Origin of the sequence: Sinorhizobium sp. M4_45 (assembly GCF_002885915.1) — a bacterium.
GTDB classification, from domain to species: domain Bacteria; phylum Pseudomonadota; class Alphaproteobacteria; order Rhizobiales; family Rhizobiaceae; genus Sinorhizobium; species Sinorhizobium meliloti_A.
Genome location: NZ_NWVE01000001.1, coordinates 197808 through 222232 on the forward strand (window position 1 = coordinate 197808; position 24425 = coordinate 222232).

At 62.1% G+C, this 24425-nt stretch carries 22 protein-coding genes; 15 read left to right on the forward strand and 7 right to left on the reverse strand.

Annotated elements, in window-relative coordinates:
* The first annotated feature begins 3 nt into the window (after positions 1-3).
* The 5 genes from CN933_RS00970 to CN933_RS00990 all read left to right on the forward strand — a co-directional run bounded on the left by CN933_RS00970 (position 4) and on the right by CN933_RS00990 (position 6945).
* The gene (locus tag CN933_RS00970) at positions 4-1920 is read left to right on the forward strand and encodes an AAA family ATPase (protein WP_018095685.1); all 1917 of its coding nucleotides are present in this window, start codon (positions 4-6) and stop codon (positions 1918-1920) included.
* A gap of 161 nt (positions 1921-2081) precedes the next feature.
* Positions 2082-2483, forward strand: a complete 402-nt coding sequence (locus tag CN933_RS00975) for an endonuclease domain-containing protein (protein WP_018095684.1) — start codon at positions 2082-2084, stop codon at positions 2481-2483.
* Positions 2484-2664: 181 nt separating this feature from the next.
* Positions 2665-3954 (forward strand): DUF6638 family protein, encoded by a 1290-nt coding sequence (locus CN933_RS00980; RefSeq protein ID WP_018095683.1) that lies wholly within the window; start codon positions 2665-2667, stop codon positions 3952-3954.
* 3 nt (positions 3955-3957) lie between these two features.
* The gene (locus CN933_RS00985) at positions 3958-5178 is read left to right on the forward strand and encodes a DUF2333 family protein (RefSeq protein ID WP_018095682.1); all 1221 of its coding nucleotides are present in this window, start codon (positions 3958-3960) and stop codon (positions 5176-5178) included.
* Between the two features lie 87 nt (positions 5179-5265).
* Positions 5266-6945, forward strand: a complete 1680-nt coding sequence (locus CN933_RS00990; RefSeq protein WP_033047347.1) for a formate--tetrahydrofolate ligase — start codon at positions 5266-5268, stop codon at positions 6943-6945.
* Between the two features lie 90 nt (positions 6946-7035).
* Here CN933_RS00990 and CN933_RS00995 read toward each other — a convergent pair whose 3' ends face one another.
* Positions 7036-7869, reverse strand: a complete 834-nt coding sequence (locus CN933_RS00995; RefSeq protein WP_018095680.1) for an extensin-like domain-containing protein — start codon at positions 7867-7869, stop codon at positions 7036-7038.
* 280 nt (positions 7870-8149) lie between these two features.
* Between CN933_RS00995 and CN933_RS01000 the strand changes: the two genes are divergently transcribed.
* From CN933_RS01000 to CN933_RS01020, 6 genes are all read left to right on the forward strand, one after another.
* Positions 8150-10369, forward strand: coding sequence for a TonB-dependent receptor, heme/hemoglobin family (locus CN933_RS01000; RefSeq protein ID WP_018095679.1), 2220 nt, complete (start codon positions 8150-8152; stop codon positions 10367-10369).
* A 122-nt stretch (positions 10370-10491) separates the two neighbouring features.
* Positions 10492-10536, forward strand: coding sequence for a trpE operon leader peptide TrpLE (gene trpLE, locus CN933_RS31420; RefSeq protein WP_180980694.1), 45 nt, complete (start codon positions 10492-10494; stop codon positions 10534-10536).
* A gap of 114 nt (positions 10537-10650) precedes the next feature.
* Complete coding sequence (locus CN933_RS01005) at positions 10651-12840, forward strand: anthranilate synthase (RefSeq protein ID WP_018095678.1); 2190 nt, start codon at positions 10651-10653, stop codon at positions 12838-12840.
* A gap of 168 nt (positions 12841-13008) precedes the next feature.
* Positions 13009-13929 (forward strand): cation diffusion facilitator family transporter YiiP, encoded by a 921-nt coding sequence (gene yiiP, locus CN933_RS01010; RefSeq protein ID WP_018095677.1) that lies wholly within the window; start codon positions 13009-13011, stop codon positions 13927-13929.
* Entirely contained in the window at positions 13926-14390 is a 465-nt protein-coding gene (gene queF / locus CN933_RS01015; protein ID WP_018095676.1) for a preQ(1) synthase, read from the forward strand. The genes yiiP and queF overlap by 4 nt, the downstream gene beginning before the upstream one ends.
* A gap of 31 nt (positions 14391-14421) precedes the next feature.
* Positions 14422-15243 (forward strand): APH(3'') family aminoglycoside O-phosphotransferase, encoded by an 822-nt coding sequence (locus tag CN933_RS01020; protein ID WP_050563114.1) that lies wholly within the window; start codon positions 14422-14424, stop codon positions 15241-15243.
* A gap of 26 nt (positions 15244-15269) precedes the next feature.
* Here CN933_RS01020 and CN933_RS01025 read toward each other — a convergent pair whose 3' ends face one another.
* Both CN933_RS01025 and CN933_RS01030 read right to left on the reverse strand, forming a co-directional pair.
* On the reverse strand, positions 15270-15758 hold the full coding sequence (locus CN933_RS01025) for a GNAT family N-acetyltransferase (protein WP_180980680.1): 489 nt from the start codon (positions 15756-15758) through the stop codon (positions 15270-15272).
* Entirely contained in the window at positions 15755-16333 is a 579-nt protein-coding gene (locus CN933_RS01030) for a HupE/UreJ family protein (RefSeq protein ID WP_018095673.1), read from the reverse strand. Before CN933_RS01030 ends, CN933_RS01025 begins: the two co-directional genes overlap by 4 nt.
* A gap of 197 nt (positions 16334-16530) precedes the next feature.
* Here CN933_RS01030 and CN933_RS01035 point away from each other — a divergent pair, with 197 nt between their 5' ends.
* Together CN933_RS01035 and leuA are read left to right on the forward strand one after the other, a co-directional pair.
* Positions 16531-17118, forward strand: a complete 588-nt coding sequence (locus CN933_RS01035; protein ID WP_003534438.1) for an ATP-dependent Clp protease proteolytic subunit — start codon at positions 16531-16533, stop codon at positions 17116-17118.
* Positions 17119-17580: 462 nt separating this feature from the next.
* The gene (gene leuA, locus CN933_RS01045) at positions 17581-19290 is read left to right on the forward strand and encodes a 2-isopropylmalate synthase (protein ID WP_018095671.1); all 1710 of its coding nucleotides are present in this window, start codon (positions 17581-17583) and stop codon (positions 19288-19290) included.
* A 208-nt stretch (positions 19291-19498) separates the two neighbouring features.
* On the opposite strand, the gene CN933_RS01050 is transcribed toward leuA, so the two are convergent.
* The 3 genes from CN933_RS01050 to CN933_RS01060 all read right to left on the reverse strand — a co-directional run bounded on the left by CN933_RS01050 (position 19499) and on the right by CN933_RS01060 (position 21942).
* Positions 19499-20326 carry an anti-sigma factor family protein gene (locus CN933_RS01050; RefSeq protein ID WP_102761194.1) on the reverse strand — a complete coding sequence of 276 codons (828 nt, stop codon included), beginning with the start codon at positions 20324-20326 and terminating at the stop codon, positions 19499-19501.
* Positions 20327-20329: 3 nt separating this feature from the next.
* Positions 20330-20845 (reverse strand): RNA polymerase sigma factor, encoded by a 516-nt coding sequence (locus tag CN933_RS01055; protein ID WP_018095669.1) that lies wholly within the window; start codon positions 20843-20845, stop codon positions 20330-20332.
* Between the two features lie 194 nt (positions 20846-21039).
* Positions 21040-21942, reverse strand: coding sequence for a metallophosphoesterase family protein (locus CN933_RS01060; RefSeq protein WP_018095668.1), 903 nt, complete (start codon positions 21940-21942; stop codon positions 21040-21042).
* 82 nt (positions 21943-22024) lie between these two features.
* Between CN933_RS01060 and CN933_RS01065 the strand changes: the two genes are divergently transcribed.
* Positions 22025-22516 carry an NUDIX domain-containing protein gene (locus CN933_RS01065; RefSeq protein ID WP_018095667.1) on the forward strand — a complete coding sequence of 164 codons (492 nt, stop codon included), beginning with the start codon at positions 22025-22027 and terminating at the stop codon, positions 22514-22516.
* A gap of 95 nt (positions 22517-22611) precedes the next feature.
* Here CN933_RS01065 and CN933_RS01070 read toward each other — a convergent pair whose 3' ends face one another.
* A complete protein-coding gene (locus CN933_RS01070; protein WP_018095666.1) occupies positions 22612-23604 on the reverse strand; it encodes a glutathione S-transferase family protein in 993 nt (330 codons plus the stop codon).
* 256 nt (positions 23605-23860) lie between these two features.
* Between CN933_RS01070 and CN933_RS01075 the strand changes: the two genes are divergently transcribed.
* Complete coding sequence (locus CN933_RS01075; RefSeq protein ID WP_018095665.1) at positions 23861-24412, forward strand: GNAT family N-acetyltransferase; 552 nt, start codon at positions 23861-23863, stop codon at positions 24410-24412.
* Positions 24413-24425 lie beyond the last annotated feature (13 nt).

The following is a 24425-nucleotide window of genomic DNA, read 5'->3' on the forward strand; positions in this document are numbered from 1 at the left end:
GCCATGGCATTGAACACAGGGCTGACGACACTGCATGAGGACGATATCGCCGGACATCAGGCGGTGGCGCAGAGCCTGGTCACCAAGCTTGCCATTGTCGAGCGGGACGATGGCGCGGCCGCCACGCCGCTGGCAGGGACGGGGCGCCGTTTCGTCTCGACGGTCTCGACCGGCGGTCAGCGCCGCAGCCGCGAGGTCGAACTCGCACGCACCATCCAGGCGGTTCGCAGCGCCGACCCGCTCCTGTCGCCGGCGCAGCATTCGGTGCTCTATCGCACCCGTCGCGGCATCCAGGTGGCGCTGGCGGTTGCCGATGTCTTCGCGCGGCAGACGAACCTTGAACAATTGCAGGCGCGTAACGCCACCGCGCCGCTTACCGGCGAGGATGCGGCTCATTTCAAGGCGCTGCTCTCCGCTTCGGCCTATATCGCCGCCTTCACGCTTGCCGCCTATCTCGGCGCGACGCTGCAGGAAGAGGGCGAGCCGGTGGACGATGCCGCGGAGCCGGATTTCCTTTTCGACACGCCGCAGGATGCGCTGAAAACCATGGTCGCCGGTCTCGACCGCAGCATCGCCGGTGCGCCGGACGAGCTCGCTCTGGCCGCACGAGCCCGGGCCTTTTCCCGCATCGCGATCGAGGGTCTGATTGCGCGCAAGGCGCGTTTCACCGGTCTGCAGAATTTCGAGAGCGTGCATATCCGGCTCGACCAGGACGATTTTACGCTCAACGGTTTCGACGTCGCGCCCGGGCAGAAGCGCAAGCCGCTGGTGATGACCTTCAAGAAGCCCGAGGAGATCATCGGCAATCACATCGCCAAGTACCAGGCGCTGAAGCTCGCCAAGATGCTGATGGCCTACGACTTCGACCGGCAGATGAACCCTTTCGTCGAACTCGGCGGCTTTCTCTTCACCTTCATCGGCGACGGCATGCCGGGTACCGGCAAGACGATCCTGATCCAGATGCTCGCCGGCATGCTGCACGAATATTGCGGCATCGCCGGTTATCCCTTCCATTACGAGAATTTCGGCGTCGACCAGATTTCCTCCTATCAGGGCAAATCGGGGCAGAACTGCAAGGAATTCGTCAACAACGTCGTGAACCCGCGGGCGATCGGCTTCGGCACGATCGACGATGTCGACCAGGTGGCGGCTAAGCGCTCCGACGACCGTGCCTCGGCCGGTCAGCACGAGGTGACGGCGGTGCTGATGGAGAGCTTCGCCGGCGCCTCGACGGTGGTGCGCGGCAACTGCACCTTCGGCATGTTCTCCAACTATCCCGAGAATGTCGACGACGCCCTGCGCCAGCGGGCCGGTGCGCGCTGGCTGGTCGACGGGCCGCAGACGGAGGACGACTACATCGACATCTTCGCGCTGCTCGTCGGCAAGAACCACAAGATCCCCCTCGGCGAGCACGACCTCTATGCCGGTCAGGAGATCAAGCGCGCCGTCTCGCAATCCTATGCCGCGCATGCGCGACCGCAGGAGGAGGGGCTTGCCGCCGTCTGGGAGCGTTATCAGAAGGAGAAGGGCAAGATCGCCACGCTCGCCGATGTGGGCGCCTATCTGCACATGATCAAGGAGGCGGAGCCCCGCTTCACCGGGCGCGCCATCAGGAACATCACCGATGCCGTCAAGCTGAGGGCCATGGACGTCGAACTGCCCGACGACTGGTTCAGGGACGCCGGCACGTTCATGCATAGGCCCTACGACGAGAAGAAGGCGATGATCGAGCAATTGCGAGGCCCGATCACCATCGACATGGTGCTGCAGGAAATCAACCGCTATGCGGATAGCGAGTTCCGCTACACCGACAAATCCGACGATGCGGCAGTCGGCGAGATCATCCGCCGGGAGCGTCAGCGCGAGAGGGCGATCCGAGAGATCGAGACCATGAAGCGCGAGGGCAGGTGGCAGGGATGAAGGTTGTGTTCGCGGCATTTGCCCCTCACCCTAACCCTCTCCCCGCAGGCGGGGAGAGGGGACGAGATCCCTTGGGCGCGTTATCGGGTGCGATTGAACACAACGGTGTCCCCTCTCCCCGCGCGCGGGGAGAGGGCTAGGGTGAGGGGCAACCCGCAAGCATGAGAGGAGCGAACGAACGCCAGACAGAACGCGCGAGAGGTCTGCGGCAAAGCGACAATGAAGCAGAAGCGCTCCTTTGGTCGGAACTGAAAGGCCGACGACTAAACGGCTTCAAGTTCGTCCGGCAGGTCCCCATCGGTCGTTACTATGCTGATTTCGCCTGCCGTGATGAGCGGCTGGTCGTCGAGGTCGACGGCAGTCAGCATCAGATCGGCAGCGGCGATGAGAGGCGCGACGCGTTCATGATCACGAATGGCTGGAGTGTGCTCCGCTTCTGGAATACGGACGTCTTCAATGACCGCGCGGCGGTGCTGGAGACGATCGTGGCGGTCCTGGAAAAGCGGATGGTGGGAGCAATGAGGAGTGCTGATTTGACCTTCATTCCGGGGGAGAAGAGATGAGTCGGGCGTCGAAATCGGCGTCTCGGTCCGCCCCTCACCCTAACCCTTTCCCCGCAGGCGGGGAGAGGGGACCAACTTGCTTCTGGCCGGGGAGGTTGAAGCAGGCCACGACGGTGTCCCCTCTCCCCGCGCGCGGGGAGAGGGCTAGGGTGAGGGGCAGAATGCTGAGGAGCATCGCCGCATGAAGCGCCTTTTGGAAGCGGAGCTCATCTATGGACGGCTGCTCGACATTTCCGAACCGCATCTCGTCTCGCGCTACAACAAGGCTCTCAAAGGCTTCGGGCTGAAGCCGACGGCTCTTCAGCGGTTCAGCATCGATATGACCGGCTTCTCACCCGAAATCGCCGAGGAAATCGGCGACCGCGACTATCTGGATCCGAACCTGGTCAACCGGCGCTTCATCATCCTGACGCCGGCGCAGGCGGATCTGCCGGTCGTGCACACGAGCTTCTCAAACACCGCGGCGCTGATGCACGAATTCTTCAACGCCAATGGCCGCGCGATCAATGCGATCACCATCAAGGATGCGCTCTACGGCGAGATCGAGGATTCGGTCTCAGTCGTCGAGGACATTGACGATCTGCTTTCCATCAACGAAGTCCGCTTCCGGGTGCTCTCGGCCGAGGACATGCTCGGCAAGGCGACCGAACTGCGCGAGCTCGTCGACCGGCTGAAAAAGGTGCCGAACGCGTGGGCGGACGACGCGATGCTCGATCGGATGGTCGAACTCGCCAAGACGACCGGCGACATAAGGCAGAACGTGCTCGTGCCGGACGAACTGGTCTTCCGCCATGAGGCCTTCTGGGCAAATCACTTCGGCGGCGTCTACGTCTTTCTCGACGAGAAGACGACGACGGTCATCTGCGACCCTTCCGTGCCCGGTTTCCGCCGTTCGCGGCCCTGGCAGGTCAGCTACATCGCCATAACCGACCACGCCCGCATCTATGACTTTCTGGCGACGACCAACCGGCTGCAATTACCGCAGGCATCCTGGGTGCAGGAGTCCGGCCTCTTCCAGCATCGCGCGGACATGGTGATCCGTGGGCTCGTCAACGATGCCGATCCGCAGGCCGATCTGACAAGTGTCGACCGGATATGGCTCCAGACCTGGATCCACCGCAATGCCGCGCTGGTGGCGCGCGACGGGATTTATCCCTTCCTCCAGGAAATGGCGCGGGCGATCGCCGCGACGGGTACGATCAGGATGCAGGACGTCGCCCCGGAGAACCGGTTTCTGCTCGTCCGGGCCGCCCCGCAGCATCCCGATCAATGGCTCGTCAACCGCCTGATCTCCGAACTGGTCCCTCGCGATTTCGTCTCGCGATTCGTGTTCGACAAGCAAGGCTTCTACAAAGCCTATGAGGGCTACAGCGAAAAGTTCCGCGAATATGTTGTTGCGACACTGACCGGCACATATCTCAAGGACAAGGCCGCCTTCCGTCATAAGCTCTACGGTCTCAAAGAGGAATAAAACATGTTCGATCCGATCGTTGCGTTCTTCCAGCGTGTATTCACGGCGATCGGCCGTGGCATCGGATTGGCGGTGGCTTGGCTTCTGTGGCCGTTCGTCGCGCTCGGCAACTGGTACCGGGGACGAAGCTGGATCATCAAGGGGCCGATCGGCCTGATCCTCCTCTGCCTCGTGCTCTTCTACGCCTACTTTGTCTGGCAGACGCAAGCCTGGACGAATTTCGACCCGGACTATGTCGACCGCTACAAGCTCACCGACCGCAGGACTCCGGCCGGTTCGCCCGTCAGCGGACCTGGAACGACGACGGGCCAGTCCGGTTCTGCGGCTGACGCGAACCGAGCTACGGTCGCACCGTCCGGTGCGGACAGCACGACCGAGGCTCTCGCAGTGGCGGAGCTTCCGGCCGGAACGGTTTGTCAGACCTCGGCCGTCGTCGAGGTGGCGGCCGATCTCATCGACCTCAACGTCAATCAGAATGCCTGGATCTCGTCGATGCTCGGCTACAAGCTCGGCTTTTTCGGACTGGACTGGGACGATACGCCCTGGCTGGACAACAAGGCGTCCTTCCAGCGCGGCATCAATCAGGCGGTCCGGCGCACAGCGGTGGAACTGGTGGATTCGCTCGGCCGTGTTCGCGGTACATCGGGAGTCAATGCGGACCTGCAGAGCGCGCGCGGCAATATCCAGTTCGACGAGGAAACCTGGTATTTCGGCCTTAACCCCTTTGGTCCGAAGACCCCGACGCCCAGCTTCTATCGTTCGGCGATGCGCGACCTGAGGAAGTTCAACGTCTCGCTCGGCAAGTGCGAGGCGATCTTCGACGGACGGTCCGACAACATGGTCGAGTTCCTCGATCGCGTCGCCAATGATCTCGGCAACACCTCGGCGATCATCCGCGAACGATCGGAGTTCCACAATGGCGGCTGGTTCGACACGCGGGCCGACGACCGCTTCTGGTTCGCCTTCGGCCAGCTCTACGGCTATTACGGCATTCTCTCGGCTGCCGGTGCCGATTTCGAGAATGTCGTCACCCAACGTGGCCTGGGGCCGATCTATACCGAGACGATGAAGCAGCTTCGCGCTGCGCTCAGAATCCAGCCGCTCATCATTTCGAACGGCCGCGAGGACGGCTGGATCATGCCGACCCATCTCGCGACGATGGGCTTCTACATTCTCCGCGTCCGGTCGAACCTCGTGGAAATGCGCGACATTCTTGCCCGTTGACGGGCGACGTGCGAGCCTAGGCGAAGGAATGGAACCTGCGTACCCCGCGGAGGAGGCGGGGTGCGCGAGGCAAACTGGGGGGAAGCCGTGGGAGAGGTAAAGTCCGACATCGAGATCGCGCGTGCCGCGCGCAAGCAACCGATTATGGAGGTGGGCGCGAAACTAGGCATTCCGCCGGAGCATCTGCTTCCCTACGGCCATGACAAGGCCAAGGTGAGCGCCGAGTTCATTGCGGCGCAGCAGGAAAAGAGGGACGGCCGGCTCATCCTGGTGACCGCCATCAACCCGACGCCGGCGGGCGAGGGAAAGACGACGACGACCGTCGGTCTCGGCGACGGCCTGAACCGCATCGGCAAGAAGGCGATCGTCTGCATTCGCGAGGCGTCGCTCGGCCCCTGTTTCGGCATCAAGGGCGGGGCGGCGGGCGGCGGTTACGCCCAGGTGGTGCCGATGGAGGACATCAACCTTCACTTCACCGGCGATTTCCATGCCATTACGTCGGCGCATAATCTTCTCGCTGCCCTGATCGACAACCACATCTATTGGGGCAACGAACAGGCGATAGACATTCGCCGTATTGCCTGGCGGCGGGTCATGGACATGAACGACCGGGCGCTTCGCCAGATCGTCGGCTCGCTCGGCGGCGTCGCCAACGGCTATCCGAGAGAGACCGGCTTCGACATCACCGTCGCCTCGGAAGTCATGGCGATCCTGTGCCTCGCGATGGACATCAAGGATCTGGAGAGGCGGCTCGGCAACATCATCATCGGCTACCGCCGCGACAAGAGCCCCGTCTTTGCACGCGACATCAAGGCCGACGGGGCGATGGCGGTGCTGCTCAAGGACGCGATGCAGCCGAATCTGGTGCAGACGCTCGAGAACAATCCCGCCTTCGTACACGGCGGCCCCTTCGCCAATATCGCGCATGGCTGCAATTCGGTCGTGGCCACCACGACGGCGTTGAAGCTTGCCGATTACGTCGTGACCGAGGCCGGTTTCGGAGCGGATCTCGGCGCAGAGAAATTCTTCGACATCAAGTGTCGGAAGGCAGGTCTCAAGCCGGATGCAGCGGTGATCGTCGCCACCGTCCGGGCGATCAAGATGAACGGAGGCGTCAAGAGAGAGGATCTCGCCAGGGAGAACGTCGAGGCTCTGAGGAAGGGATGCCCGAACCTTGGCCGCCACATCCAGAACGTCAAGAAATTCGGCGTCCCCGTGCTCGTCGCGATCAACCACTTCACCTCCGATACCGAGGCCGAGATCCGTGCGATCAAGGACTATGTCCGCACGCTCGGCTCCGAAGCGGTTCTCTGCAAGCACTGGGCCGAGGGTTCGGCGGGCATCGAGGAGCTCGCGCGCAGGGTCGTGGACCTCGCCAATGCCGGCCATTCGCAGTTCTCACCGCTCTACGCGGACGAGATGCCTCTCTTCGAAAAGATCGAAACGATCGCCAAGGACATTTATCATGCGAGCGAGGTGATCGCCGACAAGGTGGTTCGCGATCAGCTGCGCACCTGGGAAGATCAGGGCTACGGCCATCTGCCGATCTGCATGGCTAAAACGCAGTATTCCTTTTCCACCGACCCGAACCTGCGCGGAGCGCCGACCGGCCACACCGTGCCGATCCGCGAGGTCCGGCTGGCTGCCGGCGCCGGCTTCATCGTCGTCATCACCGGCGAGATCATGACGATGCCCGGCCTGCCGAAGGTGCCTTCTTCGGAACGGATACGGCTGAACGAGCAGGGGTATATCGAGGGGTTGTTTTGAGGCGGCTCTGCCGCGGGCGCTCGCCGCAATTCCCTTCTCCCCGCATGCGGGGAGAAGGTCGCGGCAGCGGGTTGAGGGGCGCGCGCCTCCTCAGCGGCAATAGCGGTATCCGTTCTTTCTTTCGATAACGTCCAGATGCAGATGATCTTCATGCGCCGCGTCACTGCCGGGGTCGAGGACGGTCGTGAAATACAGGCAGGCCGAAGCCGTGACCGCCCGCTGGAACGCGCCGGTGAGGGTACCGTCCTCGTCGCGGGGCTGGATCTCAATCGTCTTGTCGTTGCTGAGCGTGAACGAGGCGATGTCGACCGCGTTGCCGCGCGCATGTTCAGATATCTTGCCGGTCTCTGCATTGTTCCTCAGCCGGCAGATATAGGTTGATGCCTGGTTCAAGGCGACGATGCGGGTCTCGGCGCCGAAGGCGCTTCTGGCGGCCGGTGCAGCCGTTTCCTTCGTCCAGCGCGCGAGCGCCAGCGCCGCCTTGCAGCGCATCACCCCCTCGGGCTTCAGCGTCACGTCGGGCAGTATCGCACTGACCCTAATCGGCTTGTCGATGCCGCAGCCCTTGCCGTCGTCGATGCCATCGACCTCGGCAAAGGCGGTGCCGAGCGATTGCAATTCCGAGAGACAGGATGCATATTCCTGGGGACTCTCCTTTTCGATCGTCAGCACAGGGCCGACGTCGAGGGCGTCGTCCTTCCAGTTCGGAGGCAATTCCTGCGCTGCCCGCGCGCCGTCCTTCTTTTCTCCGCCGGATTTTTCCAGGCTGCCAGCATCACCCGGCGGCGGCGTAATGGGCTTGGGCGTGGGCGTCGGCTGGCCGCTGCCGGCGGAGGGACGCGGCTCGGGTACCGGTCCGGTCTTCGGCAAGGCCGCTCCCGAAAGGAGAAACGCGGAGATCAGAATGATTCCGGCGTGGCGCATGAGGTCCTCTCCATCTTTTCTGCAGCCCCGGGCTTTTCTGCAGCCCCAGACGGCGAAACGCACCGGGAACGATCCTGTTTCAAATTGTGCTGAAACTGAGGACGGGGCCGCACCGCAGGCATGAAGATGAGGAAGAACCCCCAGATATATATTGACAATAACACTCATGTTTTCGTATGTGGCTGAAATAAGGCGGAAATTGCCGCCCCCTACCAGCCCAGCCAGCCCTTGAGTTCGCGCTCAACAGCAAGCCCGGCCAACACTTTCAAAGGACTGGTCCATGCTAAACCGGCATCATCGCCTGGCACTTTTGGCTTGCACGGCATTCGCTACCCTCGCGGGCACGACACTTACTCATGCGCAATCCACCGGGCAGCCGCAGGGCGCCGCCGAAAAGAAGGGGCGCGTGACCGTATTGAAGCAGCTTTCCGTGAAGGGGGGCGGGAAGGAGGGCGTGGCGGATACGCCGCTCGCCTCGCACGTCCCCGAAGAGCAAATCGATGACAACCAGGTGACGAGCTTCGAAGATCTGGGCAGGACACTCGAACCTGGTGTGTACTTCAATCGGGCCAACGGTAGCGTCAACATCCGCGGCCTCGACGGTCCACGCGTATTGACGACCATTGACGGCATCGCAATACCGTTTCTCGATGATGGTGCAAGGGATGCAGACGGAGGCATCGACAGCTTCGACTTCAATGAGTTGTCGAGCGTTGATATCGTGCGCGGGGCGGATTCGAGCCGCGCAGGTGGTGGCGCACTTGCCGGCGCCGTAGTTTTGCGCACCCTTGATCCGGAAGATCTGATTGGCGAGGGCAAGAGCTGGGGTGGTATCTTCAAGTTCACCTATGATGGCGACGACGAGAGCCTTGGCGGCTCCGCCGCAGTGGCTGCACGCTACGACAACACTGCAATCTTAGTCCAGGGAGGCTATAGAAGAGGAAACGAGCTCCAGACCAACGGCGATGACGGCAGCTATGGATCCGCTCGGACGGAGGCTAATCCGGCAGATTTCGACCAAAAGAACATGCTTGTCAAAGTGAAGCAGTACACGGACAGCGGGCATAGCTTTACGCTGACCGGCGAACGTTTCGATCGCGACAAAGACATCGATCTTCGGCGTGCGCAGACCGGCTCGCCCTATCGGCCAGGCGAGTGGAACGGTACTGAAGCCAACGAGCGCGACCGCATCTCGCTGAACTACGAGTTCGAGGCCACGGATGACCGCGCGCTTTTCGATGCGGCCAATGCCGTATTCTATTGGCAGGATCTCGTACGTGGGAATGGAACGCACGGCATGCGGTACTCCCGACCAATCGGTGATTACCGGCGTCTGAGCGAGGTCGAGGATCGTGGTTTTGGTAGTGCTGGCTATGTCGAAAAGGTTTTCGATTCCGGTTACTTCCATCACACGATTACGCTGGGCGGAGACTTCTACATCAATACGGTGACGCAATATTCATCCGGTCGGGACAACTGCGGACCTGGGCCCTACCCGTCGCGCGATTCGTGCAACTTCCTTCATACCAACCAATCCGACATGCCGGATGTCGACAGCAAGCGTTTCGGCATTTTCGCTCAGGATGAAATCGCATTCGGAGAAACCGGCTTCTCCCTTACGCCTGGTCTTCGATATGACTGGTATGAGCATTCGCCGCAGGAAACCGCTGCCTACACACGTAACCCGAACTACAACGGTTTGCCCGACGGACAGGATGCCGATGCATTGTCACCGAAGCTGCTGGCCAAGTATCAGGCCGCAGATAACTTCGAGCTCTTTGCGCAGTGGGCGATGGCTTTCCGCGAGCCAGAGGCAACCGAGCTATACCTCGATTACGGTGCACCGGGTACTTACCTCCGGCTCGGCAATCCGAATCTGAAGCCCGAAACGAGCAGTGGCTTCGAGGTCGGCGCAAATATCGGCGACTCCGAGTTCGGTGGCCGCATTACCGGCTTCTACAATCGCTATCGTAATTTCATCGATTCCGTGAATGCGCCGGTTCAGGATCGAATCAACTACCCCTTTGGCATCACGCAATATGTGAACCGCAATCGCGTGCAGATATCTGGCGTTGAACTCGCCGCTCACAAGGTCTTCGATTTCGGCGTTTCTTTCCGCGGCTCTGTGACTTATGCACTTGGAAAAGACCTGGGTACCAACGAACGGCTTGGTTCCGTAGCCCCTCTTAAAGGTGTCCTTGCGATTGGCTATGAGACCGAAACGTGGGGAACGGAACTTGCTATGATCGCAGCGAAGGAAGTCTCGTATAGATCAGACGCCAAGTTCAGAGCGCCTGGTTACGGAATATTTGATCTCACCGGTTGGTGGAAGCCGGAAACGGTCGAAGGGCTGACGATGCGTGCCGGTATCTACAACCTGTTCGACAAAGAATACTACGACGCGATTTCAATTCGCGACGTGACACCTCCGGATGCGGGCAAAGCGTTCTATTCCGAGCCCGGAAGAACGTTCAAGTTCTCGTTGACGCAGCGCTTCTAGTGCGATTCTGATTACGCCTGGAGGGTGGCCGTTGTAGCCACCCTCATTTTTGATATTGGCCCAGATAAGTTCCAAGATTTCCCGCTTGCGCGCCACTGCAAGCCGCGCTAACACTTCCGCCCATGGCAAACATGCAGAACATTTCGATCTGGTGGTGGGCTCGCTGAGGCGGCCTTGACCAGTCATGCGTGATTGAGAGATGGAGCCGCCCGGAGATTTCGAGGCGGCTTTTTTCGTATTCTGGCCGCGTGGAAAGACCGGGCTTTTACGGAGCGAGACGAATGGCAGCGGTAATTCTGGAAGACGGCGCGGAGAGCTATACCACGAAGGGCGGCATCGTCGTCACCCGCAGGCGGCGCGAGGCATCCTACAGCGACGCGATCGCCGGTTATGTCGACAGGCTCGACGAACGCCGCGGCGCGGTCTTCTCCTCGAACTACGAATATCCCGGCCGCTATACCCGCTGGGACACTGCGGTGGTCGACCCGCCGCTTGCCATCTCCTCCTTCGGTCGCTCGCTGTGGATCGAAGCCTATAACGAACGCGGCGAAGTGCTGCTGGCACTGATCGCCGAGGATCTGAAGTCCGTTGCCGACATTACGCTCGGCGCGCTTGCGCCCCGTCGTCTCGACCTCACAATCAACGAGCCCGATCGTGTCTTCACCGAGGAAGAGCGGTCGAAGATGCCGACGGTCTTTACGGTTCTTCGCGCGGTGACGAACCTCTTTCATTCGGAGGAGGACTCGAACCTCGGCCTCTATGGCGCCTTCGGCTACGACCTCGCCTTCCAGTTCGATGCGATCGAACTGAAGCTTACGCGTCCGGACGACCAGCGCGACATGGTTCTCTTCCTGCCGGACGAAATCCTGGTGGTCGATCACTATGCGGCAAAGGCCTGGATCGACCGCTACGATTTCGCCAGGGAGGACCTTTCGACCGAGGGCAAGGCAGGGGACATCGCTCCCGAGCCGTTCCTGAGCGTCGACAGCATCCCGCCGCACGGGGATCACCGCCCGGGCGAATATGCCGAACTGGTCGTCAAGGCGAAGGAAAGCTTCCGTCGCGGCGATCTTTTCGAAGTGGTGCCGGGGCAGAAATTCTACGAGCGCTGCGAAAGCCGCCCGTCCGAGATTTCCAATCGGCTGAAGGCGATCAATCCGTCGCCCTATTCCTTCTTCATCAATCTCGGCAACCAGGAATACCTGGTGGGTGCTTCGCCGGAGATGTTCGTGCGCGTTTCCGGCCGGCGCATCGAGACCTGCCCGATTTCCGGCACGATCAAGCGCGGCGACGATCCGATCGCAGACAGCGAGCAGATCCTGAAGCTCTTGAACTCGAAGAAGGACGAGTCCGAACTCACCATGTGCTCGGACGTGGACCGCAACGACAAGAGCCGGGTCTGCGTGCCGGGCTCGGTCAAGGTGATCGGTCGCCGTCAGATCGAGATGTATTCGCGGCTGATCCACACGGTCGATCACATCGAGGGGCGCCTGCGCGACGATATGGACGCCTTCGACGGGTTCCTCAGCCACGCCTGGGCGGTGACCGTTACCGGAGCGCCGAAGCTCTGGGCCATGCGCTTCATCGAGAGCCACGAGAAGAGCCCGCGTGCCTGGTACGGGGGCGCGATCGGCATGGTCGGCTTCAACGGCGACATGAACACCGGGCTGACCTTGCGTACCATCCGCATCAAGGACGGGATCGCCGAGGTGAGGGCGGGTGCGACGCTCCTCTATGATTCCAATCCGGAAGAAGAAGAAGCCGAAACCGAACTGAAGGCCTCTGCCATGATTGCAGCCATCCGCGACGCCAAATCTGCAAACAGCGCCAAGGCCGCGCGCGATGTCGCTGCCGTTGGCGCCGGAGTGAGCATCCTGCTCGTCGATCACGAGGACAGCTTCGTCCATACCCTGGCGAACTACTTCCGCCAGACGGGCGCGACTGTCACCACCGTGCGCACGCCCGTGGCCGAGGAAATCTTCGACCGGGTCAAGCCCGACCTCGTCGTGCTTTCGCCCGGTCCCGGCACCCCGAAGGACTTCGACTGCAAGGCGACGATCAAGAAGGCGCGGACGCGGGACCTGCCGATCTTCGGCGTCTGCCTGGGGCTGCAGGCGCTCGCGGAGGCCTATGGCGGCGATCTTCGTCAACTGGCGATCCCGATGCACGGGAAACCCTCGCGCATCCGCGTGCTCGAACCCGGTGTCGTCTTCTCCGGCCTCGGCAAGGAGGTGACGGTCGGGCGCTATCATTCGATTTTCGCCGATCCGTCCAACCTGCCGCGCGAATTCGTGATCACGGCCGAAAGCGAAGATGGTACGATCATGGGCATCGAACACAGCAAGGAGCCGGTGGCGGCCGTGCAGTTCCATCCGGAATCGATCATGACGCTCGGCGGTGACGCCGGCATGCGGATGATCGAGAACGTGGTTGCCCATCTCGCCAAGCGGGCGAAGACCAAGGCAGCCTGACCTCTTGCGCGTCGGCTGTATCGGCCGGAGGCATTCGACCGTTTGACAAGCGGCCCGTAATCGCCCATATGGCGCCCATGATCCGCCTGCGCGAAAACCCGCGCGGGCGGTTTTGCATTTGAATGGCCTTGCATCTGCAACTCGTTTGCATCTGCAGGAGGAATGACGATGACCGGAACCGACAATAGTACCATCCTGCGACTCGCCTTCTGGGGCATCCCCCTGTCGCTGGGCGTGATGGGTCTTAAAATGCTCGCCTGGTGGGTGACGGGCTCGGTGGCGCTCCTGTCCGACGGGCTGGAATCCTCCGTCAACGTGGTCGCCGCGGTGATTGCCTATGCGATGATCGGCTATGCGGCAAAGCCGGCCGATGCCGATCACCCCTTCGGGCATCACAAGGCGGAATACTTCTCCGCGGTCATCGAAGGCGTGCTGATCGTCCTGGCGGCGTTGCTGATTATCTGGGAAGCCATCCCCGAAATGATGGCACCGGTGCTTCTGAATGCACCGACGCTAGGCCTCGCCATCAATTTCGCCGCCGGCGTCGTCAATGCGATCTGGGCCTATGTGCTTATCCGCGCCGGCAGCCGCCATCGCTCGCCGGCCTTGCGTGCGGACGGCCAGCATATTCTCTCCGATGTCGTGACCTCCGTGGGCGTGCTCGTCGGCCTTCTTCTCGCCATCGCCACCGGCTACGCGATCCTCGATCCGCTGCTCGCCGTGATCGTCGCGGGCAACATCCTCTTCCAGGGCTGGAAGGTGATTTCGCGCTCCGTCGACGGGCTGATGGACAGAGCGGTGCCGGCGGACGAGGAGGAGGCGATCAAGGCGGCGATCGCGGCTAATGCCGGCGGGTCTCTCGGGGTCCATGATCTGAAGACGCGTCAGGCGGGCCCGGCGATTTTCGTGGATTTTCACATGGTCGTGCCGGAGGCGATGGCGGTCGGTGACGCGCACGATATCTGCGACCGGATCGAGGAGGCGATTCGCGTCGTGCACTCGGGCGCGGAGATCGCCATCCACGTCGAACCGGAAGGCGAAAAGGCGCACGGGGTGCGCGTTAAAGTTAGTGGAGCATCACGGAAATGACCAAGACTGACGTATCGGGACTTTCACAACTGGGGACGAAGGTCGATCTGCCCCAGAGCCCGGAAGAAGCGGTTCTCGAAAGGGTGCCGAGCGGGCACGGCGGCACGGACTTCGTCGTGCGCTTTACGGCGCCCGAGTTCACCTCGCTTTGCCCTATGACCGGGCAGCCCGACTTCGCGCATATCGTCATCGACTATGTGCCGGACGGCTGGCTGGTCGAATCGAAATCGCTCAAGCTGTTCCTGCATTCGTTCCGCAACCACGGCGCTTTCCACGAGGATTGCACGATCGAGATCGCCAAGCGGCTGGTTTCGCTGCTTTCGCCGAAGTGGCTACGGATCGGCGCCTACTGGTATCCCCGCGGCGGCATCCCGATCGACGTTTTCTGGCAGACGGGAAACCCGCCCGAGGGCGTCTGGCTGCCGGATCAGGGCGTGCCGACCTATCGCGGACGGGGATGATGGCGGTTGCTGATTTGCAATGGCGGGTTTCATGAGCAGGCGCGACGCCGGTGACGAAACGCTACTCCCGAAACTGCCTGCGGGTCGGGAATGGACACCGGTTCGTCACGGCGAATCCGGTGACCGCGTCTATCGTCGCAGCGACGGTAGCGCCTATGCGAAGATTGCGAGCGGTAAGGCCATGGCTCTGCTCGAGGGCGAGCGCGATCGTGTCGCGTGGCTGGCGCCGTTCCGCCTGGGCTCGCCCTCCGTCTGCGAGTGGATCGCAGCAGAGAATGAAGCATGCGTCGTCATCAGCGCGCTGCCGGGCGTGCCGGCAAGCCAGCTCCCCGTGGTCGACCTCAAGAGGGCCTGGCCGTCGATCGTGCGGCAATTGAAGCTGCTGCATGGACTGCCAACGGAATCCTGCCCCTTCGAGCGGCGACTCGCGTCGATGTTCGACCGGGCCGCGGATGTCGTCCGGCGCGATGCCGTCAATCCGGATTTCCTGGCTCCGGAGGATCAGAACACTCCGCCGGGCGAACTGCTCGACGCTCTGCGCGCTGAACTGCCGCGGCACCTGATCGATGAGCCTTCCGGTCTCGTAGTCTGCCATGGCGACGCATGCCTGCCCAACTTCATGATCGATCCGGATACACACCGCTGCACGGGCGTTATCGATCTGAGTCGGCTCGGAACGGCGGATCGATACGTCGATTTTTCGCTCCTCCTTGGCAACGCTCGCGAAAGCTGGACCGGACACGGCGATGCGGAGACCGCGCGGGACTGCCTCTTCGACATTCACGGGATCTCGGCACCGGACGAAGATCGTCTCGCTTTCTATCTTCGGCTGGATCCGCTGACCTGGGGATGAGCCGCCCGCCGGTTCGCACGGATTCCCTATCGACCGAGCCGAAGTGCTTTTGACAGGCCGATCTTTTCCAGTTCGGTCTGGAGTATCGGGTCGAAAGCGACTTTTCTCCAAAGCACTCGGTAGCCGAGACGCTGGTAGAGCTGAAGCGCCCGCTCGTTTTGGGCCGCCACCTGGATTGAGGCTTGCCTGTATCCACGCTCGGCGATTTGCGCTTCGAGCGCCTTTATGAGGGCCGATCCGGCGCCCCGTCCTTCGAAGGCGGGAGCCACCCAGATATCGCTGATGACATGGTCATCGTGCTCGCGGGCGCCGAGGCCGGCAGCTTCTCCATCGACTTCAGCGACGAGAATGCGAGGCCCCAGTTCTCGCACGAACGGCAGAAACGGATTGTTCTGTTCGGTGGCCGCCGCAACATGCGCCGGCACAAGCGGCTTTATGCCTTTGCGCCAGGCTTCAAGGCCGATTTGAGCGAGAAAGTCCGCCTCCTGCGGCAGCGCGGAGCGAACCAGTATCATCCGAGGATCAAGGCTGCGCCGGCTATGGCGGTGGCGCCGCCGACGATACGAGTGACGACGCCGCGGTCCGCAAGCCGGGCGAGCCCCATGCCGAGACCGATGCCGGCAATGTGCAGAAGAGCGGTTGCGATCACGAATCCTGCTGCAAACGACCAGGTGCCGGCCGAGCCCAATTCTCCACCGTGGGCATGGCCATGGAAGAGCGCGAAGGCCGCGACGATGGCTGCAGCCGTTGCCGCGTCAAGCCGGACGGCTATGGCGACGACCAGGCCGAGCGCCACGACGGAGGCGAGAATGGCCGGTTCGACAAGGGGCAGGGGAGCGCCGGCGTGGGCGAGAACGAAGCCGAGCAACATCGTCGCGACAAAGGCAGCCGGCACGCTCCACAGCGCCCTGCCGCCGATCTGAGCCGCCCAAAGGCCGACGGCGATCATCGCAAGAACGTGGTCGGCTCCGAACAGCGGATGGGAAAGACCCGCCATCACCGACCCGTGTTCGGCTGGATCGAGATGGGCGAAGGCAGGCGCGGAGGAGCCGGCGAAGAGCGCGGCTGCGAGAAGGACGGATTTCTTCATTCTGGGCCCCGATACGGACATTGATGATCCGCTGATCTTATTGGGCTCCCACCGGCTGTCCATACGTCATTTGGCGGGCCCTGTTCACCATCGTGCCGAGGCGGGCGGTTCGAACCGTGTTAACGCCGCCGTTTGCATTGTTTTCGCCGTCGAGTCGCATTATCTGGTTGGAAGACATTTCATGAGGAGTCCGAAGAATGCGGAACGACGACGACCAGGAAGAAAAGAAGACCGAATTGCCCTTGGGCAAGGAGACGGAGGCGAACCTTTTCAAGTCGCGTTCGATTTTCATTTACGGGACCATCACTCAGGAACTCGCGCAGAAGGTCTGCTCGCAGCTCGTGGCGCTTGCCGCGGCCAGCGACGACGACATCCGCCTCTTCGTCAACTCGCCCGGCGGCCATGTCGAATCCGGCGACAGCATCCACGACATGATCAAGTTCGTGAAGCCGAAGGTCTGGACCATCGGCACCGGCTGGGTCGCATCCGCCGGCGCGCTCATCTATGTCGCTGCGCCCAAGGAGCAGCGCCTGTGCCTGCCGAACACCCGCTTCCTGTTGCACCAACCCTCGGGCGGAACGCGCGGCATGGCTTCCGACATCGAGATCCAGGCACGCGAGATCATCAAGATGAACGAGCGTCTGAACCGGATCTTCTCCGAAGCGACCGGACAGCCGGTCGACAAGATCGCCAAGGACACAGATCGCGATTACTGGCTCGGTGCGGAAGAGGCGAAGGCCTACGGTCTTGTTTCGCGCATCGTCACCTCCATCGCGGAAATCTAGAGCGTCCGCCCCTCATCCGCCTGCAGACACCTTCTCCCGCAAGCGGGGCGAAGGGAGGCGAGGCGCCGCCTCAGACCCCTTTCCCCCACGCGCGGGGAAAGGGCTCGTCCTCGGACCAAACCCCGAGGAGAGGGCACTCTTGCTCCGCTTTACCAAGCCGTGTATAGGCTTTTCCATGACTGAGGCCGACGCAAACAAGATCGCAGCGATCTTTTCGGGACACGATGCCAATCGTGCTCCTGCGCGCGCCTTCGCCTCCCTTCTTCTTCTCGGCCTTATCCGCGGTTGCCGGGTTCGCTGAGGAGCGCCCGGCGGCCGAAAAGCCTTGCCGGCACCTGCTCCTCGAAATCCAGAAAAGCTGAACCAAATCGCGCGGCCCCCGCGGCATCGCCATCGCAATGTCCCGAATGATCGGCTATTGCATGCGGCAGGCTACGCTCCAGTGACGAAGAGAAGCTGCACATGATTTTGAAATCGCATTCCATCAAGACCGGCATGCCCGAAGCGGCTGTGAAATATCAGCCCTATCCGCAGATCGCGCTGCCGGATCGCACGTGGCCGTCAAAGGCGATTACCGAGGCGCCGATCTGGTGTTCCGTGGATCTTCGCGACGGCAACCAGGCACTCGTCGACCCGATGGGTCACGACCGGAAGGCGCGCATGTTCCACCTCCTCCTGGACATGGGCTTCAAGGAGATCGAGATCGGCTTCCCATCCGCGTCGCAGACGGATTTCGATTTCGCCCGCTGGTGCGTCGAGGAAGGCAACGTCTCCGAAGACGTGTCGCTGCAGGTGCTGGTACAGTGCCGGCCGGAATTGATCGCGCGGACCTTCGAGGCGCTTGAAGGTGCGCACCGGCCGATCGTGCATTTCTACAATTCGACGAGCGAGCTGCAGCGCCGCGTCGTCTTCGGCAAGGACGTGGCCGGCATCAAACAGATCGCGACCGACGCCGCCAAGATGATCACCGACATGGCCGCGAAAGCGGGCGGCGGCTATCGCTTTGAGTACTCGCCGGAAAGCTTCACGGGCACCGAACTCGAAGTGGCATTGGAGATTTGCAACGCCGTGATCGAGATCGTCCGGCCGACGGCGGACAACAAGCTCATCATCAACCTGCCCTCGACCGTGGAGATGGCGACGCCGAACATCTATGCCGACCAGATCGAATGGATGTGCCGCAATCTCGACAATCGCGAGAACCTGATCGTCTCGCTGCATCCGCACAATGACCGCGGCACCGGCATTGCCGCAACCGAGCTGGGGCTGATGGCGGGCGCCGACCGTGTCGAGGGGACGCTCTTCGGCAATGGCGAGCGCACCGGCAACGTCGATGTGGTGACGCTGGCGCTCAACATGTTCACGCAGGGCGTCGATCCCAAGCTCGACTGCTCGGACATCGAGCGGATCAAGGAAGTCTACGAATATTCCAACCAGATGGTCATTCCGGAACGCCACCCCTATGTCGGCGAACTGGTTTACACGGCTTTCTCCGGCTCGCATCAGGATGCCATCAACAAGGGCATGAAGGCGATCAAACAGGCGAACAAGCCGACCTGGGAGGTACCCTATCTGCCGATCGATCCGCGCGATGTCGGACGCAGCTATGAAGCGATCATCCGCATCAACTCGCAGTCGGGCAAGGGCGGCATCGCCTATATCCTGCAGGAGGACTACGGAATCAATCTGCCGCGCAATCTGCAGATCGAGTTCCGTGAGGAAGTCCAGCGCATCACCGACGAGGAAGGCAAGGAGCTGCCCTCGAAGCGCATCCATGAGCGCTTCATCGAAAGCTATGTCGAGCAGCCGGGCGCGCGCATCAAGTTCGTCGACCATCACACCTACCCTGTAGGCGAGCACAAAGGCTTGCGCGTCGTTGCCGCCGAGATCACGGACGGCGGCGAGACCAGACAGATCGAGGGCAAGGGCACGGGCCCGATCGACGGCTTCATCAATGCACTGTCGATCTATCTCGGCGTCGAACTCTCGGTGGCGGATTACTCCGAGCATTCGCTGCAGCATGGTTCGAACGCCGCTGCGATCGCTTATGTCGAGGTCGAGTATCCGGGCGGCAAGCTCTTCGGCGTCGGCATCAACACCAATATCGTGGCCGCCTCACTGGAGGCGATCGTCTCGGCTGCCAACCGCGTGCTGGACGTGATGGGGAAGTGACGCGCTTGCCCTGGTAGGTGCCCCTTGCCCCGACCCTCTCTCCGCGCGCGGAGAGAGGGGAGACGGAACTGGGCAGCGCTTAGCCTGGTCTTCGATAGGTGGATCGCGGAAACGCTCCCGACCCTGGCTCATATGCGATGGCCCTGCCTCCTAGGGGCAGAAGGTCGCGACGGCTCTATGCGGGGCAGCTACTCGGTCTTGATCAGCGTCAAATGTTCGCCGCCACCGTTTCGGCAAGGTCCTGCAGAGCGGGGTCGGAGGACGGACCTATCATCACGAATGAGACGCTTTCCCGTTGCCACGATATCAAGCCGAGGTCGCCGCGGATGGTCTCGGTGAATTCGCCGGATTGTTGCCCGTCGCCTTGCTTGAGAAAGCAGATAGTGAAGACCTCTCCCTCCCGGTCGCGATAGACGAGCTGGGCAACCGGCCTGCCGTTGGCGGCAAGGAGCCTCGCCCCTTCGAAGGATAATCCCTTGCGGGCGAGATCGGGGACAGCGAAGCTCACGCCGACGCTTGCGGCAAGCCAGGTCTCGATCTCGGCCGCCTGCGTTCCCGGCACCTCGACCAGATGCTCCTTCTGGCGCGAATAGATGCGGTGAGACCCCACGATATCGTCGATCCAGGGGTGGTCATCGGCCTGGTTCATCGGCTCGGCGAAGTCCGTGGCGCTGCCGAGAATGAAGCCGGCGGCTCCGCCGAGCAGGAAAAGGGCGATGGAAGCGGCGAGGATGCGCGGCCAGATGCGAGCGCTTCGTCTTGGAAGGCTGGCCGTCGTTACCCGCTCCGATTTCGGGTTGATGCCGGGGCCTTGCTTTATCTGGCGCACCAGCGCCAGCGGCACCGGATCATGGAGGAAGTTTTCGAACGCCCCGTTGCCGAAGGCGCTGCCCGACTTGAGCTTGTCGAGCAATGCCCTCGCCTCGTCGTCGCGGGCGAGAAGAGCGTCAAGCTCGGATTTTTCGCTTTCCGCGAGTTCGCCGTCGATATAGGCGGACAACCGCACCTCGAGCGCCAGCCCCTTCGTTTGCAGCAACGGTCAGGCCCTCCTTTCCGTATTTTCGGACAACATGGCCGCGAGCCTGAGCCGCGCCGTCGACAGCCTGCTCATGACCGTACCGACGGGGATGCCGAGGATCTCCGCCGTTTCCCGGTAGCTGTGGCCTTCGACATTGACGAGGAGGAAGACGCTTGCCAGTCCCTCCGGCATCGACAGGATCATCTTCTGCACCTGATTGGCATAGGCGGCCTTTTCGGCTGTTGCTTCGACGTGCGGTTCGTCCCGCTCGAAAACGTCGACCGCACCGGCGCTGCGCACCTTGCGCTTGCGGATTTCGTCCACCCAGAGATTGCGGGTCATCGCATAGACCCAGCTTTCCAGCCGGCCTTCGCCATTCCAAAGGTGACCGCGCGCGATTGCCCGCTCGCAAACTTCCTGGACGAGATCGTCGGCATCATTGGCATTGCGGGCCAGCGTGATCGCGAAGCGGCGCAGTTTGGGCAGCAGGCTGACCAAATCCCGTCTGAAATCCTTCATTTCTGCCGCTGGGCGCATTGCTCTTCCAGGAAAACGTGCCGGATCGCGCGTCCATTCGCCATCCGGACGCACCATCAATGATATGGAACATTTGGTCCTAAGTCTGCAAGGGAAGAGCCGGAACGGAAAGAGGTTTTTGCACCCCGGCAACCGGTTTTCCCCACGCCGCCGCGCGTCCTTGAATCGGCCGGGACCGAAAGGCTTCCGGCGTTTCAGAAATACGTCGTTTCGGCGAGCACCACGCCGGTCGCGTCCGGGTTGATCGCGTAGCGCTCCCGGGTCAGCCGCCAGTCTCCGGGCTCGCCGTCGACGGAAAAGAGATTGTAGGCGGCGACGGGCTTGCTGCCTCCGGGACCCTGCGAGGCGGATGCGATGCCGACGACCGGCACCGGCCCCGTATGCCCCTTGAGCCAGTGGAGCGTATTGAGATGCGTGTGGCCGTGCAGAACCAGCTCGGCCCCGCCGGCGGAGATGGTGGCAGCGAAACGGCGGATGCCGATCATGCGCTTGTGCATCGAGGTCGCGCCGCGAATCGGCGGGTGATGGATCATGACGATGCGGAACAATCCGGCTTCGCCGGCCTGGCGAAGGAGGTTGACCGTCGCGCGCGCCTGTCGCGGCCCGAAATAACCGCTCGCGGCGAAAGGGGGCGTGGCCACGGCCGTCGAGCAGCCGATGAGCGCCACCCTGCCGCGCACCCGCATATAGGGAAAGCAGGCATGCTTCTTCATCCAGCCGCTTGGGCCGTCGTCGCCGCGCATGAAGGGATACCATGCATGCGTGATCTTCTCGTATGCGCCGGGCACATAGGCGTCGTGGTTGCCTGGAACCACCGAGATTTCATTGGGGTCGCCCGCTTCCGCGAGCCATTCGGTAACCGCCTCGATCTCCAGCGAAGAGGCGAGATTGACGAGATCTCCGGTGATCGCCAGGTGATCCGGATTGCGCACCTCGATGTCCTGCATCAGGCAGTCGAGCGTCCCGGGAAAGAGATGGCGCACCCTGTTCCTGTGCCAGTTGACGAAACCGGTGATCCGCTTGGAGGCGAGTTCGCGGAGGGAGAGATCGGGCAAAGGCCCCAGGTGGACATCGGATATATGCGCAAGTTTGAACATTAATCTCGTCTAGCGCATATTCCCGGGAAGGGGAATCAGTAATGGACTATTCCCGGAAACCGTGAATGTGAGGAGAAGGCGTATGGACGAGAGCCGCGGGCCGGAGATACCCTCCTGGCGGCTCCGCTTTCTGACGCGGTTTGCCCATGTTTATTTCGCCCTGGCGCGCGGTATGACGCTCGGCGTGCGGGCTGCCTGTTTCGACGATGAGGGGCGGGTCTTTCTCGTAAGGCATTCCTATCTGCCGGGCTGGCATCTTCCCGGCGGCGGCCTCGACCGCAACGAGACTGCGGTGGAGGGCCTTGCCCGCGAACTCAGGGAGGAGGGCAACCTCGTGCTGACGACGGCACCGCTGCTCTTTCAGGTCTACTACAACCGGCGCACCAGCAAGCGCGATCACGTCATCTTCTTCCGCTGCGATAATGTCCGCCAGGAGCGGCCGAAGCGTGCGGATCTCGAAATCGCCGCGGCGGGCTTCTTTCCGCTCGACGACCTTCCGGCGGACACGACGCCTGCGACCCGGCGCCGGCTGGCGGAGCTCGCTGGAAGCGCGGCGCCGGATACGTTCTGGTAGGCGACCGATCGCCCCCTCATGCGCCTGCTTGTCCCTTCTCCCCCGCAAGCGGACGAAGGGACAAGCGGCTAGCGCCCATTTTCTCTCATCCTTGTTCAGAGGCTATCCCGCCCGTGCGGCGCTCCAAGGTCGAGCACCGGACCCGCCGGCACGATGCCCGTGGGATTGATCGTCGTATGGCTGCGGTAATAGTGCTGCTTGATGTGGTGCATATTGACCGTCTCGGCGACGCCCGGCACCTGGTAGAGCTCGCGCAGATAGCCGTAGAGATTCGGATAGTCCGCAATGCGGCGGATGTTGCATTTGAAATGGCCGACATAGACCGGATCGAAACGGACGAGTGTCGTGAAGAGCCGCCAATCGGCTTCGGTCAGGCGGTCTCCCGTGAGATAGCGCTTCGACGCGAGGCGGTTCTCCAGTTCGTCCAGCATGGAGAAGAGGGCGGCGACGCTCTCCTCATAGGCCGCCTGGCTGGTTGCGAAGCCGGCCTTGTAGACCCCGTTGTTGACCGCGTCGTAGATACGCGCATTGAGCGCGTCGATTTCGGGACGCAGATCTTGCGGGCAGAAATCTGCCGTCGAGCCGGTCAGACGATCGAAGGCCGAGTTGAACATGCGGATGATTTCGGCGGACTCGTTCGAGACGATCGTGTTCTTCCGCTTATCCCAGAGGACCGGCACCGTCACCCGGCCGGAATAGACCGGGTCGGCGCGCAGATAGACTTCCCAGAGCATGCGCGAGCCGAAGAGGTGATCGGCGGTGCCGCCGTTCTCGCCCTCACGGTCCTCTCCCTTGAATTCCCAGCCATTGGCCAGCATCAGCGGGTCGACGATGGAAAGCGAGATGAGGTCTTCGAGCTTCTTGAGCTTGCGGAAGATCAGCGTGCGGTGCGCCCAGGGGCAGGCAAGGGACACATAGAGATGATAGCGGCTCGCTTCGGCCTCGAAGCCGCCTTCGCCGGAAGGGCCGGGCGATCCATCTGCCGTGATCCAGTTGCGGAACTGCGATTCGCTGCGCTTGAAATGACCGTTCGTCGCACGCGTGTCGTACCAGACATCCTGCCAGACGCCATTCACGAGCCTACCCATAGGCCAACTCCTTTCGATCGTTTGCTGACGTCATAATTAGTGCTGAGAACCGCGGCCGATAGATGTGAAATTCCGAACAGTGCGTTTTACCCTTTGACTGGCAGCATTTTTCTGCTATCGGCGAAACGGTAGCTCTTTCATCTGGGAACGATCACAACAATGATCCTGTCGGGAAGCCTGCGACGACGCTGATGCTGCAAACGCCCATTCGGGGCGAGCCATCCTCCATGTCCGTTCGCATGCCGGTTCTCGACACATGAAAAAGCACGATCTCGTCTATCTGACCGAAGACGCATCCCACGACGCAGCCATCGAAATCATCAATGAAGAGGCGTTCGGGCCGGGTCGCTTCACCCGCGCCGCCGCGCGGATTCGCGAGCAGGGGCCCCATGACCGGGCGCTCTCCTTCATCTGCGCCGATAACGGCGAAACGATCGCGTCGGTCCGGATGACGCCGGTAACGGCCGGTTCGGTGAAAGGACATCTGCTCGGCCCGCTTGCCGTCCGGCCCTCGCACAAGAACCAGGGCATCGGCCGGGAACTCGTCCGTATTGCAGTCGAAGCGGCGCGCCGCAAGGGCACCGAAGCGGTTATCCTCGTCGGCGATCCGCCCTATTACCAGCCGCTCGGTTTCGAGAAGGTACGCCACGGCGCGCTCCAATTCCCGGGTCCCGTCGATCCCGCGAGGGTTCTCGTCGTGCCGGTCGCGCCGGACGTTCACGCCCGGCTTGAAGGCGTGATCGCCTGGCGGGATGACGGCGCCACCTGCCTCACTGCGCGCACGGAGGCGCAAGGGGCGGCTGCCTGATCTCTGGACGTCG